The sequence below is a fragment of the Roseateles sp. GW823-FHT07B05 genome (assembly GCF_058794515.1).
This window is the reverse complement of the sequence record NZ_JBXAGX010000003.1, coordinates 366,154-379,851: the sequence shown is the minus strand read 5'-3', so window position 1 is coordinate 379,851 and position 13,698 is coordinate 366,154. Positions and strand designations below refer to the sequence as shown.

The 13,698-nt window shown below is 72.5% G+C and carries 13 protein-coding genes; 9 read left to right on the top strand and 4 right to left on the bottom strand.

What is annotated here, in order from left to right; all coding sequences use genetic code 11:
- The first annotated feature begins 1 nt into the window (after position 1).
- From AC1Q7O_RS09950 to AC1Q7O_RS09915, 8 genes are all read left to right on the top strand, one after another.
- Positions 2-496 carry a hypothetical protein gene (locus tag AC1Q7O_RS09950; RefSeq protein ID WP_492658900.1) on the top strand — a complete coding sequence of 165 codons (495 nt, stop codon included), beginning with the start codon at positions 2-4 and terminating at the stop codon, positions 494-496.
- 10 nt (positions 497-506) lie between these two features.
- Positions 507-1,805, top strand: coding sequence for an adenosylmethionine--8-amino-7-oxononanoate transaminase (bioA, locus tag AC1Q7O_RS09945; RefSeq protein ID WP_492658901.1), 1,299 nt, complete (start codon positions 507-509; stop codon positions 1,803-1,805).
- Positions 1,792-3,006, top strand: a complete 1,215-nt coding sequence (locus tag AC1Q7O_RS09940; RefSeq protein WP_492658902.1) for an aminotransferase class I/II-fold pyridoxal phosphate-dependent enzyme — start codon at positions 1,792-1,794, stop codon at positions 3,004-3,006. Before bioA ends, AC1Q7O_RS09940 begins: the two co-directional genes overlap by 14 nt.
- Positions 3,003-3,680 (top strand): dethiobiotin synthase, encoded by a 678-nt coding sequence (gene bioD, locus AC1Q7O_RS09935; RefSeq protein ID WP_492658903.1) that lies wholly within the window; start codon positions 3,003-3,005, stop codon positions 3,678-3,680. The genes AC1Q7O_RS09940 and bioD overlap by 4 nt, the downstream gene beginning before the upstream one ends.
- Positions 3,677-4,717 carry a biotin synthase BioB gene (gene bioB, locus AC1Q7O_RS09930; protein ID WP_492658904.1) on the top strand — a complete coding sequence of 347 codons (1,041 nt, stop codon included), beginning with the start codon at positions 3,677-3,679 and terminating at the stop codon, positions 4,715-4,717. Before bioD ends, bioB begins: the two co-directional genes overlap by 4 nt.
- 1 nt (position 4,718) lies before the next feature.
- Positions 4,719-4,925, top strand: a complete 207-nt coding sequence (locus AC1Q7O_RS09925; protein ID WP_492658905.1) for a hypothetical protein — start codon at positions 4,719-4,721, stop codon at positions 4,923-4,925.
- A gap of 90 nt (positions 4,926-5,015) precedes the next feature.
- Positions 5,016-6,998 (top strand): acetyl/propionyl/methylcrotonyl-CoA carboxylase subunit alpha, encoded by a 1,983-nt coding sequence (locus AC1Q7O_RS09920; protein ID WP_492658906.1) that lies wholly within the window; start codon positions 5,016-5,018, stop codon positions 6,996-6,998.
- A gap of 2 nt (positions 6,999-7,000) precedes the next feature.
- Positions 7,001-7,909 carry a hydroxymethylglutaryl-CoA lyase gene (locus AC1Q7O_RS09915; protein ID WP_492659069.1) on the top strand — a complete coding sequence of 303 codons (909 nt, stop codon included), beginning with the start codon at positions 7,001-7,003 and terminating at the stop codon, positions 7,907-7,909.
- Positions 7,910-7,916: 7 nt separating this feature from the next.
- On the opposite strand, the gene AC1Q7O_RS09910 is transcribed toward AC1Q7O_RS09915, so the two are convergent.
- From AC1Q7O_RS09910 to AC1Q7O_RS09895, 4 genes are all read right to left on the bottom strand, one after another.
- A complete protein-coding gene (locus tag AC1Q7O_RS09910) occupies positions 7,917-10,181 on the bottom strand; it encodes a M56 family metallopeptidase (RefSeq protein WP_492658907.1) in 2,265 nt (754 codons plus the stop codon).
- Positions 10,174-10,578 (bottom strand): BlaI/MecI/CopY family transcriptional regulator, encoded by a 405-nt coding sequence (locus AC1Q7O_RS09905; protein WP_492658908.1) that lies wholly within the window; start codon positions 10,576-10,578, stop codon positions 10,174-10,176. Before AC1Q7O_RS09905 ends, AC1Q7O_RS09910 begins: the two co-directional genes overlap by 8 nt.
- A 76-nt stretch (positions 10,579-10,654) precedes the next feature.
- A complete protein-coding gene (locus tag AC1Q7O_RS09900) occupies positions 10,655-12,526 on the bottom strand; it encodes a PEP-CTERM sorting domain-containing protein (RefSeq protein WP_492658909.1) in 1,872 nt (623 codons plus the stop codon).
- 120 nt (positions 12,527-12,646) lie between these two features.
- On the bottom strand, positions 12,647-13,114 hold the full coding sequence (locus tag AC1Q7O_RS09895) for a hypothetical protein (RefSeq protein WP_492658910.1): 468 nt from the start codon (positions 13,112-13,114) through the stop codon (positions 12,647-12,649).
- 122 nt (positions 13,115-13,236) lie between these two features.
- Here AC1Q7O_RS09895 and AC1Q7O_RS09890 point away from each other — a divergent pair, with 122 nt between their 5' ends.
- Entirely contained in the window at positions 13,237-13,686 is a 450-nt protein-coding gene (locus tag AC1Q7O_RS09890; RefSeq protein WP_492658911.1) for a YciI family protein, read from the top strand.
- Positions 13,687-13,698: the final 12 nt, after the last annotated feature.

Genomic DNA, 13,698 nt, shown 5'->3' with positions numbered 1-13,698 from the left:
GATGGTCTACCGCTACACCGTCTCGCTGACGCCGCCGGCCGCGCCGCCGCAGACGCGCGACTCGGTCTACTCCGAGTTCGTGCTGGACCTGCCGCCCGCCTGGCAAGCGCAGGCGCCGGAAGAAGACAACACCGTCGCCTTCCACCAACCGGCCGCGGACGCGGCGCTGGTCGTGTCGGTGGACTTCATCGCCAGCGGCGCCGACGACCTGCAGGCGCTGGGCGAACAGGTCATCGCGCAGCGCCTCGCCGCGCTGGCCCACGCCACGCCGGGCGACTGGCAGACGCTGCAGCAACAGCGGCGCCCGCACCGCAGCGGCGCCGGCCTGGAGCTGTCCTTCGCGGCCGAGCTGCCGGGCCGGCAGGTGGCGCTGTACCTGGGCTACGCCACGCCGCGCAAACTGCTGCACTTCCTGATGATCTGCGGCCCCGACCGGCCGGCCGCGCTCGCCCTCTTCAATGCCACGGTGCCGCACTTCAAGCCGCGCCTGCCCTGAGTTCCTTGTGATGACCGCCCCCGACCTCGCCCAACGCAGCCGCGCCGCCGTCTGGCACCCCTGCACGCAGATGGCCCGCCTCGCCGACGTGCCGCCGCTGCCCATCGCCCGCGGCGAGGGCCCCTGGCTGATCGACACCGACGGCCGCCGCTACTTCGACGCCAATTCGTCCTGGTGGGTCAACCTGTTCGGCCACAGCGACAAGCCGTTGCACGACGCCATCAAGCAGCAGCTCGACACGCTGCCCCACGTGATGCTGGCCGGCTGCACGCACGAGCCCGCCGTGCGGCTGGCCGAGCGGCTGTCCGCCCGCACGCAAGGCCAACTGGGCCATGTGTTCTTCGGCAGCGATGGCGCCAGCGCCGTGGAGATTGCGCTGAAGCAGAGCTTCCATTCGTGGAAGAACCGCGGCCAGGCGGACAAGCGCGAGTTCGTGTGCCTGAAAAACAGCTATCACGGCGAGACGCTGGGTGCGCTCAGCGTGACCGACGTGCAGGTGTTCCGCGACGCCTACGACCCGCTGCTGATGCGCGCCCACATCGTGGCATCGCCGGATGCACGCCTCGGCAACGAAGCCGAGGCGCTGGCCGCGATGCGCGCGCTGCTGGCCGAGCGCCACGCTTCCATCGCCTGCGTCATCGTCGAGCCGCTGATCCAGGGCGCGGCCGGCATGGTCATGTATTCGCCCGACTACCTGCGCGGCCTGCGCGAGCTGACGCGCGAGTTCGGCGTGCACCTCATCGCCGACGAGATCGCCGTCGGCTGCGGCCGCACCGGCACCTTCTTCGCCTGGGAGCAGTCGGGCGCTGACTGGCCCGACTTCATGCTGCTGAGCAAGGGCATCACCGGCGGCACGATGGCGCTGTCGCTGGTGCTGACCACAGACGAGGTGTTCAACGCCTTCTGGAGCGAGGACGTCACCCGCGGCTTCCTGCATTCGCACAGCTACACCGGCAACCCGCTGGCCTGCGCGGCGGCCAACGCGGTGCTGGACCGCTTCGACGCCGGCCAGCTCGCCGACAACCGCGCCCAGGCCGAACGCCTGACGCGCGCCTTCGCCCCGTTGAGCTCGCGCGTGGCCCATCTGCGCCAACGCGGCATGATCCTGGCCTTCGATGTGCAGGATCAACACGGCAAGGCCCCACCCCGCTTCGCCGAAACCTTCCACCTGAAGGCACGCGCACACGAACTGCTGATCCGACCGATCGGCAACACCGTCTACCTGATGCCCCCCTACCTGATCGACGACGCGACCGCGGCCTTCCTGGCCCAGGCCGTGACGGCGACGCTGAACGATGTCCTTGCTTGATCACCTGAGCGCCAAGCTCGGCGCCATCTCGGCGCAGAGCCTCAAGCGCAGCCTGCGCCGCGCCGACACCGGCACCGCGCCCCGCCAGACCGTCAACGGCCGCGAGCTGCTGATGTTCTGCTCGAACGACTACCTGGGCCTGGCCGCCGAGCCGGCAATCGCCGACGCGCTGGCCGACGGCGCCCGCCGCTGGGGCGGCGGCTCCGGCGCGTCGCCGCTGGTCAGCGGCCACAGCGCCGCGCACGAGGCTGTCACCGACACGCTGGCCCGCTGGTACGCGCCGCACATCCCGCAGGCCCGCGCCATCGGCTTCTGCACCGGCTACATGGCCAACCTGGCCGTTGTGACGGCCCTGGGCGACGAGCACACCGAGATCTTCTCGGAGCAGCTCAACCACGCGTCGCTGATCGACGCGGCCCGCCTGGCGAAAGCCACCGTCACGCGCTACGGCCATGCCGACGTGGCCGGCCTGCGCGCGCTGCTGACGGCCAGCACGGCCAAGGTCAAGCTCATCGTGACCGACGCCGTGTTCAGCATGGACGGCGACCTCGCCCCCGTGCCCGCGCTGCTGGCGCTGGCGAACGAGTTCGACGCCTGGCTGGTGGTGGACGACGCCCACGGCTTCGGCGTGCTGGGCGAGCGCGGCCGTGGCACGCTGGAGCACTTCGGCCTGAACAGCGAGCGGCTGATCCTCGTCGGCACGCTGGGCAAGGCCGCCGGCTTGGCGGGCGCCTTCGTCGCGGCGCATGCCACCATCGTCGAGTACCTGCTGCAGGCCGCGCGCAACTTCATCTTCTCCACCGCGTCGCCGCCGGCCGTGGAGCATGCGCTGCTGACCAGCTTCGCGCTCATCGAAGGCCCGCTGGGCGCGCAGCGCCGCGCCAACCTCGTCGCGCGGCAGGCGCAGCTGCGCGACGGCCTGCTGGCGCTGATCGCCCGCCACCCGCACCTGGGCTGGCAGCTCACCGACGCCGCCACGCCCATCCAGCCGCTGATCGTTGGCGGCAATGCCGAGGTCATGGCGCTGGCCGCGGCGCTGGAGACGGCCGGCCTGCGCGTGCCGGGCATCCGCCCGCCCACGGTCGCCGCCGGCACGGCGCGGCTGCGCATCACGCTGTGCGGCACGCACACGGCGGCCGACGTCGACACGCTGCTGACCGCGCTGGAACGCGCCGCCGCCGCGCAGGAGCAGGCCGCATGAACGGCTTCTTCGTCACCGGCACCGACACCGAGATCGGCAAGACCTTCGTCACCGCCGCGCTGACCCGCGCGCTGGCGGCGACGGGTCGGCGTGTCGCGCCGATCAAGTCGCTCGCGGCCGGGCAGGAATTCGTCGACGGCCGCTGGGTCAACGAGGATGTCGCCACGCTGCTGGCCGCGCAGAACCTGGGCCTGCTGGATGCCGACGTCGGCCCGCTGCAGTTTCGCGAGCCCTGCGCGCCGCACATCGCGGCTCGGCTGGAGGGCCGCAGCATCGACCGCGACGCGCTGCTCGCCGCCATCCGCGTCACTGCCGGCAAGGCCGACCTCGCCCTCGTCGAAGGCGTCGGCGGCTTCCGCGTGCCGCTGACCGACACGTGGGACACAGCCGACCTCGCCGTGGACCTGGGCCTGCCCGTCATCCTTGTCGTGGGCCTGCGGCTGGGCTGCATCAACCATGCGCTGCTGACGGCTGAAGGCCTGCGCGCCCGCGGCCTGCGGCTGGCGGCGTGGGTGGCCAACACCGTGGACGCGCGTCAGCCCCACGTCACGGACAATCTGCAAGCTCTGCAGGCCGGCCTGAAGGCCCCCTGCCTCGGACACATCCCCCGACTCTCCGACCCGCTGGCCGCGCCGGCGTGTCTCGACATTTCCCCCTTGGTGGCTTTCGCATGAACCAGATCCAGACCCTCACCCCCACCACCGACGCCGACCGCCGCCAGGCCAAGCCCTGGACCGTGGCCGACGTCGCGGCGCTGTTCGAGCTGCCCTTCAACGACCTGCTGTTCCGCGCGCAGCAGGTGCACCGCGAGCACTTCGACGCCAACGCGGTGCAGCTGTCCACGCTGCTGTCCATCAAGACCGGCGGCTGCGAGGAGGACTGCGCCTACTGTCCGCAGTCGGCCCACTTCGACACGGGCCTGAAGGCCGAGAAGCTGATCCCGCTGCAGGAGGTGATGGAAGCCGCCCGCGCCGCCAAGGCCAACGGCGCCACCCGATTCTGCATGGGCGCCGCCTGGCGCTCGCCCAAGCCCCGCCACCTGGAAGCCATCGGCGAGATGATTTCCGAGGTCAAGGCGCTGGGGCTGGAAACCTGCCTGACGGCCGGCATGCTGGAAGACGGCCAGGCCGAGCAACTGAAGGATGCGGGCCTCGACTACTACAACCACAACCTCGACACCGCGCCCGAGTTCTACGGCCAGATCATCACGACGCGCACCTACCAGGACCGCCTGGACACGCTGGACCGCGTGCGCCAGCAAGGCCTGAAGGTCTGCTCCGGCGGCATCGTCGGCATGGGCGAGACGCGCCGCCAGCGCGCCGGCCTCATCGTGCAGCTCGCCAACCTCGACCCCTACCCCGAGAGCGTGCCCATCAACAACCTCGTGCAGGTGGAAGGCACGCCGCTGGCCGGCGTGGCACCGCTGGACCCGCTGGAGTTCATCCGCACGATTGCCGTCGCCCGCATCACGATGCCGCGCGCCATGGTGCGCCTGAGCGCCGGCCGCGAGGAGATGCCCGAGACCATGCAGGCCCTGTGCTTCCTGGCCGGCGCCAACTCCATGTTCTACGGCGACAAGCTGCTGACGACGAGCAACCCGCAGGCCGAGAAGGACCGCGCGCTGCTGGAGCGCCTGGGCATGCGCTGCTCCACCGAGGCGGAGCTGACGCCGTCCGACGCCGCCGCCAAGGTGCAGGTCTGCACGCACTGACATGAAGTACGCCCTGCTCATCCTCGCCACGTTCGCCCTGTCCGGCTGCGCCGTCGTCTACGACTACGTCCAGGACGTGGCGCAGACCCAGTGCGCCAGCAGCAACAGCAACCCGCAGGACCGCCGCGCCTGCGAGAAGCGCGACGCGCCGGCCTATGACGACTACGAGGCGCGCCGCAAGCGCCTGAAGGAAGGCCAGCCGAGCTGACCGCCCGCCGCCTGCCTGCTCCGCCCGCCGGTGACCCCGGCCCCAGAAGAACAAGCCTGTAGAAGGTTCACAAGACCGGAGACAAGAGAGATGTTCAAGAAGATCCTGATCGCCAACCGTGGCGAGATTGCCTGCCGAGTCGCGGCTACCGCCAAGCGACTCGGCATTCAGACCGTCGCCGTCTACTCAGACGCCGACCGCGATGCGCAACACGTTGCCGCCTGCGACGAAGCCGTCCACATCGGCGGCCCGGCGCCGCGCGACTCCTACCTGCAGTGGGAGCGCATCCTGGCCGCCGCCAAGGCGACCGGCGCGCAGGCCGTGCACCCCGGCTATGGCTTCCTCAGCGAGAACGAGGCCTTCGCCCAGGCCTGCGCCGATGCCGGCGTCGTCTTCATCGGCCCGCCGCCCAGCGCCATCCAGGCGATGGGGCTGAAGGCCGAGTCCAAGCGGCTGATGGAAAGCGCCGGTGTGCCGCTGGTGCCGGGCTACCACGGCGCCGACCAGGACCCCGCGCTGCTCAAGCGCGAGGCGGACCGCATCGGCTACCCCGTGCTCATCAAGGCCAGCGCCGGCGGTGGCGGCAAGGGCATGCGGGCGGTCTACGGTGCCGACGAGTTCGACGCGGCCCTCGCCTCGTGCAAGCGCGAAGCCATCAACAGCTTCGGCGACGACGCGGTGCTGATCGAGCGCTACGTGCAACGCCCGCGCCACATTGAGATCCAGGTGTTCGGTGACAGCCACGGCGACTGCGTCTACCTGTTCGAGCGCGACTGCTCCGTGCAGCGCCGCCACCAGAAGGTGCTCGAAGAAGCGCCCGCGCCGGGCATGACACCGGAGCGCCGCGCGCAGATGGGTGAAGCGGCCGTCGCCGCCGCCAAGGCCGTGGGCTATGTGGGCGCCGGCACGGTGGAGTTCATCGCCGAACAGGATGGCCGCTTCTACTTCATGGAGATGAACACGCGGCTGCAGGTGGAGCACCCGGTGACGGAAGCGATCACCGGCCAGGACCTCGTCGAATGGCAACTGCGCGTCGCCGCGGGCCAGCCGCTGCCGCTCAAGCAATCGGAACTTTGCATGCACGGCCACGCCATCGAGGCGCGCATCTGCGCCGAGAACCCGGATGGCGGCTTCCTGCCCGCCACCGGCTCGCTGGATGTGGCGCGTTGGCCCGAGCACGTGGCGTTCGAGCGCGGCAACGTCCGCATCGACGCCGGCGTGCGCGAGGGCGACGCGATCAGCCCCTACTACGACTCGATGATCGCCAAGCTCATCGTCTGGGGCGAGGACCGCGCGCAGGCGCTGGCCCGGCTGGACGCCGCGCTGCGCGACACGCACATCGTCGGCCTGCACACCAACGTCGCCTTCCTGCGCCGCTGCGCGGCCACGGCCTCGTTCGCGGGCGCCGACCTGGACACCGGCCTCATCGAACGCGAGAAGGCCGTGCTGTTCGACCAGCCCGGCCTGCCGCTGCGCGTGAGCGCTGCGGCGGTGGTGGCCCACACGCTGGCCGTGGAGGCGGCCACGCAGGGCACCGACCCGTGGAGCGCGCGCGACGGCTTCCGCCTGTTCGGCGCGGCCACACGCCGCTTCGACCTGGAGGCCGCCGGCACTCACTTTGATGCGCTGCTGGCCCGCCAGCACCGCGGCGGCATGACGCTGACCGTGGCCGGCGAGGCCGTAGCCTTCGCCGTGCAGTCGCACGATGCCGAGACGCACGAGCTGTTCCTCGGCACCGACCGCGTCCGTGTGAAGACCTACGCCCAGGGCGAGCGCGTCGCCGTGTTCGGCGCCGATGGCTCGGCCGTGCTGACCGAGGTGGATCTCATCGCCCATGCCGGCGAAGGCGCGTCGGAAGGCGGCCGGCTCACCGCGCCCATGCCCGGCAAGCTCGTGGCTTTCCTCGCCAAGGCGGGCGACACCGTCAGCAAGGGCCAGCCGCTGGCCGTCATGGAAGCGATGAAGATGGAGCACACCATCTCGTCGCCGCGCGACGGCACCGTGGCCGAGCTGCTGTTCGCCGTGGGCGACCAGGTGGGCGACGGCGCGGAACTGCTGAAGCTGGAGGCATGACCATGGCCCTGCCGTCGTTCGTCAAGATCCTCGACGTCGGCCCGCGCGACGGCCTGCAGAACGAGAAAGAGAACGTCGCCACCGAGCACAAGGCGCGGCTCGTCGCGATGCTGCAGGACGCCGGGCTCAAGGAGATCGAGGTCACCAGCTTCGTCAGCCCGAAGTGGGTGCCACAGATGGGCGACAACACGGCCGTCATGGCGGCCATCGAGCGCCGCCCGGGCGTGCGCTACTCGGTGCTGGTGCCCAACCTCAAGGGGCTGGAGCCGGCGCTGGCGTCCCGGCCCGACGAGATCCTCGTCTTCACGGCGGCCAGCGAGGCGTTCACGCAGAAGAACATCAACTGCTCCATCGCCGAGAGCCTGGCGCGCTTCGCGCCCGTCATCGAAGGCGCGCATGCCGCCGGCGTGAAGGTGCGCGCGGCGCTGTCCTGCGCGCTCGGCTGTCCTTATGAAGGCGACATCAGCGCCGACCAGGTGGAGGCCGTCGTCAGGCCATTGCGTGAACTGGGCGTGGACGCCATCGACATCGCCGACACCATCGGCGTGGGCACGCCGCGCAAGGTGCAGCTCGCTATGGAGCGGGCGCTGAAGCACTTCCCCACCGCCGAGGTGTCGGGCCACTTCCACGACACCTACGGCCAGGCGCTGGCCAACCTCTACGCCAGCCTGGCGCTGGGTGTGCACAGCTTCCACGCCAGCGTGGCCGGCCTGGGCGGCTGCCCCTACGCCAAGGGCGCGACGGGCAACGTGGCGACCGAGGACGTGGTGTTCATGCTCAACGGCCTCGGCATCGAGACAGGCATAGCCCTGGACAAGCTCGTCGACGCCGGCGCCTTCATCTCCGGTGTGCTGGGCCGGCCGCCGGTGTCGCGCGTGGCGCGGGCGGTGCTGGCCAAGCGCGCCGGCTGAACAGCGCTCAGCCGAGGCGGTCCAGCGCGTTCTCGATCTGGCCGCGTTCGTGGTCGCCCAGGCCGCGGCCGGCGCGGCGCAGGCGCTCGACGAGGCCGCCGTCCACCGGCTTGACCTCCCCCAGCCGCTCGGCCACGCGCAGCAGCACCTGCAGGCGCTCGAAGCCGCCTTCCATCGCCTCGGCGCTGGCCAGCACGCGCTCCAGGCCCGTGGCGCCCAGCCGCGGCCGGTCCAGCAGCCGGTTCAGGGCCTCGCGCCGCTCGAACCCGCCCTGGATGCCGCCGGCCGTGCGGGCATAGGCTTCCACCAGCCCGGCCTCGTCGCCCTGCAGCCGGCGGGCCACGGCGCCCAGCGCCTCGCGCTTCTCGAAGTCGCCCTGGATGCGTGACGCGGCCTGCAGCGCGGCGTCCAGCACCGCGGGCTGCGGCGTGGCAGCCACCTGCGCCTCGATGGCAGAGCGCAGCTCGAAGTCGCCATCGATGTGGCCCAGCGCGTCGGCCCAGGCCTGCAGCACCGCGGGGCTGGCCTGCAGCCGGGGCGCCAGCGCACCCAAGGCCTCGCGGCGCTCGAAGTCACCGTCGACACCGCCCGCGGCCTTCAGCCAGGCCAGTTGCTGCGGCTCGGCGAGCGGCAGGCCGGCGATGGCCTGCAGCGTCTGGCGCCGCTCGAAGCCGCCGTCGATGCCGGCCGCCACGGCGATCAGCCGGTCCTGCGCGGCCACGGGCAGCGGCTGGCCCAGGCGCAGCAGCGCCTCCACGCGCTGGCGGCGCGGGTAGTCGTCGCGGGCGCGTTCCAGGTCGGCCAGCACGGCGTCCATGCCGCCGCGCTCGAACAGCCGGCGGGCGCGCACGAGCGGGTCGGTCAGGTGCTCGGCCATGCGCTGCACGGCCTGGGCCCACCACTGGCGGCCGGCATCATCCAGCGGCTGCACGGCGCCGCCGACGCGGTACTCGCGCTGCAGGCCGCGTTCGCCCAGGGACGTGAGCGCCATCTCGCGCGTCAGGCCGCCCTCGCGTTCGCGCACGAGCAGGCGGCCGGTCAGCGTCTGCACGTCGGTCTCGGCGTCGTTGAAGCCGACCTGGCCGTTCAGCTTCACGGAGAAGCTGCCGCCCGGATAGCGGCTCACGATGCGCGTGCCGCTGAAGGTGGCGAAGGACAGGCTGTCCAGGCCGAAGCGATCCATCAGTTCGCCGGCATCGGTGTGGCTGACGACCACCGCCGGCATGGCGACCAGCGCCGCCAGCACCACGGCCACCAGCCCCCAGCGCACGCCACGGCGCTCGCGCGGCGCGTCGGCGTCGCTGCCCAGCAACCGGCGCACGCGGGCCAGCAGCGGCGAGCCGGCGCTCGCGGCGCCGCAAGCCAGCGCGGGGCCGTGGCGGCCGGTCTTCAGCGCCTCGGCGCAGCGCAGCAGGCTTTGCGCCAGCGCCAGGCGCTGGCCTGCCGGTGCGGCAGCGGCAGCGTCGCAGGCCAGCTCGGCCAGCAGGTCCAGCCGCCGCAGCGCGACGCGGTTGAGCAGCTGCGGCCACAGCAGCGCCTGCATCACGGCCGCGAGCAGCCGCCAGGCGGGGTCGCGCCGGCGCAGGTGGGCCAGCTCGTGGCCCAGCACGGCGCGGGCCTCGTCGTCGGGCAGGTCCAGGCACCAGGCGGGCAGGCACAGCTGGCGGCCCGGCGCCAGCAGCGGGCTGGCCCAGCCGGGGCGGGCGTGGCGCAGCGCCGGCAGCGGCACGCGCAGGTCGGCCGCCAGGCGCGCGGCCAGCGCCTGCCAGCGCGGGTCGGCCAGTGCGGGCAGACGGCGCACCACGCGGCCCAGCCACAGCCATTGCAGCGCCAAGCCGGCCAGCAGCAGCGCGGCACCCAGCAACCAGAGTGCGGCCAGGCCCATGGCGGCGCTCTGGGCCGTCGGCGCGAGACGCGCGGCCACCGGCAGCGCGCCAAGCTGCGCGCGGGGGCGCGAGGCGGCCGGCGCGTCCACGACGAGCGGCGCCAGGCGGGCGTCCGGCGGAGAGGGCTGGATCAGGGCCGGGGCTGGCGCCACCACGGCGGGCGCCGCGCCGGCCGGTGCAGCCTGCGGCAGTGATGGCAGCGCCGGCAGCAACGGCAGGCTGGCGCTGACGAGGCCGCCCAGCAGCGCCAGCCGCCACAGCGTCTCCTGCGTGGCGGTGCCCAGCCGCGCCAGCCACCCGGCGCGCTCGGCCGCCCACAGGCCGCCGATCAACAGGCTGCTGTGCAGCAGGTAGCTGCACGCCCAGGTCAGCAGCGCATCAGTCATGGCGCCCCTCCCCCTTGCGCTGCTGCAGCAGCGCCTGCAGCGCGGCCAGCTCCTGGGCGTCGACGCTGCGGGCGTCCAGCAGGTGGCTGACGAGCGCGCTGGCCCGGCCGGCGAACAGGCGGTCAACGAGGCTGCCCACCATGGAGCGCTGCACCTCGGCCTCGCTGACGAGCGGCGTGTACAGCAGCGCCCGCCCGTCGCGCCGGCTGCTCAGCAGGCCGCGCTTCTCCAGCCGCGTCAGCAGCGTGGCGACGGTGGTGTGCGCCAGGTCACGCTCGCCGCGCAGCGCCTCGGCCACGTCGGCCGTGCTGGCCTCGCCGCGCACCCACAGCACGCGCATCAGGCTGAGCTGCAGCTCGCTCAGCGACACATCCCCGCTGCCGTTGTCCTCGTCCATGGCGCATCTTCTACAGTTGTCGTACTACAAATGTAGTTGAGCGCGCGCAGGCCACGCAAGTGGCTTTTGGCAGGGGTCAGGCGCGGGGCAGGCGGCGGCGCACGAAGGCGCCCAGCACGGCCAGGCCGGCCAGCATCATCAGCACGCTGCCGGGCTCGGGCACCGAGGCCACGTACTCGGTGATGGCGCGCTGCGACAGGTCCACCTGGCCGCTGCCGTCGAAGGTCAGGCCGGTGACGAAGGCGGTGGGGCTGGTCGGGTCCAGCATGGCGCTGGTCTCGATGCCGCGCACGGCGAACTGCGTGACCGCCTCGGCGAAGGTGTAGGTCTGGCCGCCGTGCAGTTCGATGCCGGCGTCCACGTAGGCGCTGCCGTCCCAGCTCCACAGCGCGTACCTGCCGTCGCCGATGTTGGCCGGCAGCAGCACCGACTTGATGGCCGGGCCGGAGCGCACCTCGTACTCGTAGCCCACGGCCACGTCGGGGTCGAAGAAGAACGGCGTGTCGGGCTGCACGGTGGCCTGGAAGCTCCAGCCCGCGCTGGCCGAACCACCGGCCTCCGGCAGCAGCGGCGCGCTGGGTGCCGTGCCCTGCGGCGACAGCACGAAGCCGAGGTCGCCGGTGGGCGTGCGCACGATGCCGGCGATCTGGCCGCGGTTGTTGATGCTCTCGGCCTGCGTCAGCCGCCAGCCGTCGGGCAGCGTGACGAGGGTGTTGAGGTCGACGGCCTGGCCGTCCTGCCACAGCAGCGCGGTGTTGATGCTGCTGTAGGGGCCGGTCCAGCCGCCGAAGCCGTTGCCCACCGCCTGCCCGGCGTTGTTGGCCGCGCGCACGTCGACGCTGACCGCCGCGCCGCCGGCGATCACCGTAGCCGCGGCCTGGCCGGGCTTCCAGGTGAACACGTCCTTGCCGTTGCCCAGCGTGCCGGTGACGGTGCCGTCCGCCGCGAGCGTCAGCGTGCCGACGCTGCCGCCACCGGCCGGAACGACGTTGGCGGGGATCACCGAGGACGAGCGGCTGACCGGGTCCCAGAAGAACGCCTGCGCCTGCGAGCTGCCGGGCGCGACATAGACGCCCACCGCCTGGCCGGCATCGTTGACGGCGCGCACCTGCATGGCGCCCGGCGGCGTGTTGGGCAGCGGCAGGCCACCGGGCGGCGTCATCACGGTGAGGGCGCCGTCGACGGCCAGGTTCCAGGTGCCGCTGCGCATCTGGCCCGTCATCGGGTCGTACAGGCCGCCCACCACCAGGTTGCTGTTGCTGATGGCCTGCACCACGCCCGTCTGGAACGACGCCACGACGGGCGGCGTGCCGGACTGCAGCGGCAGCAGGTTGCCCATGCCGATGTGGCTGTTCCACGCCACCGGCCGGCCGCTGCCGGGCGTGGACGGCGACGACGACACCGTGCCGATGACGATGCCGGCATCGTTGATCGCGCGCGCGTCGACCCAGGCCATCGGCTGCGGCATCCAGGGTGAGCCGGCCATGACCGGCGGCAACGCCTGAACGCCACTGGTCGCGTTCCACAGGAAGTACTGCGGGCCGATGACGCCGTTGACGCTGCCGACCGTGGAGCCCAGCACCTGGCCGGCGTTGTTGATGTCCAGCGCCGTCGTGAACGGCGTGGCGGCCCCGGCCCAGGTGGACGGCACGAGGTAGCGGAAGTTCGTGGCGCCGATGTCGGTGACGAAGGCCTGCATGCCGAGGTTGCGGCCGTTCTCGAACTGCGACGCCGCGCCGATGACCTGGCCGAAGTCGTTGATCTTGGTCGGGATCAGGTCCACGTGGCCGCCGGTGATGCCCTCCCCCAGCAGCTGCAGGCCGTAGACGGTGGCCATGGCGGGCGTGGCGCCCAGCAGCGCCAGCAGGGCGGCGGCGGCGGCGATGCCGCGGCGGCGCAGGCGGGGGGTCAGCGAGGCGAGGGTTGGCTGCAGGGGGTAGATGCGCATGTCGAGGTCCCGGGGCCGGAAGGGCGAGCGGACTGTGCATGGCGCCGTTAGCCTTGTCCCTACCCATCTGGGTAGCCGGCAGGCCTGCACCCCCGAGGCGGGGGAGGTCGCCGCGCCGCGTCAGGCGACGGCCGCCGCCACGCGCTCGCGGAACAGCTGCGCGCGCTCGGCGCTGGCCACCGCCTCGATGCGCTGCGAGGCGTCGGCCATCCAGGCCAGGAAGCGCGACTCGCTGTCCACCGCGCGGGCGCTGGCGCGCAGCTCGGCGTCGCGGCCGGCCAGCATGCGGCCGGCCAGGTCCAGCGCGAACATCTTGGCGCGCATCAGGCGGCGAAGCTCGTCATCGCCCGCGGCGGCCGGGGCGGGCTCGGGCGCGGCGCCGCCGGTCACGAGGCCGTCGCGCTGCAGCTGCCGCAGCACGTTGCCGGCCAGGCCCAGCGAGCGCGCGATGTCCAGCAGCTGCGCCTCGCTGCGCTGGCCGTCCACGCTGATCAGCAGCATGCGCAGCGCCGCCGGCAGGCTGGTGCGCGGGCCGGCCAGCAGCTGGCGGGCGGCGTCGGTCTTGGCGGGGGCGGCGGGCTGGGACATGGGCGGGCTCCTCGGGCCCGCCCATGTTGTCGCGCGGATTTGCAGGCCTGATGACAACCAGCGCTCGCCGGCCGCGCCGCGATGCGGTTCAATGCCCCCACCCCGACCCGCACGCCGCCGCCATGAAACTCGCCGCCTGCCTGTTCGCGCTGCTCAGCGCCCTGCCCCTGCACGCGCAGGAAGCCGTTGCCTACGACGCCGCCAAGGCCCAGGCCTGGGGCGCCAACGACCAGGGCATGCGGGCCTACACCTTCGTGCTGCTGAAGACCGGCCCCAAGCGCATGCCCGACGGCCCCGAGCGTGACGCCATGTTCAAGGGCCACTTCGCCAACATCCAGCGCCTGGCCAAGGAGGGCCTGCTGGTGTACGCCGGCCCGCTGGACGGCGTGGACGGCTGGCGGGGCCTGTTCATCTTCGCCACCGCCGACCAGGACGTCGCGCGCAAGGCCGTCGAGACCGATCCCGTCGTCATCAACGGCGAGATGGTGGCCGAGCTGCACCGGCACTACGGCTCGGCCGCGCTGGTCGGCGTCAACGACCAGCACAACCGCCTCGTCAAGCCCAAGCCTTGACGTGAGCACCGC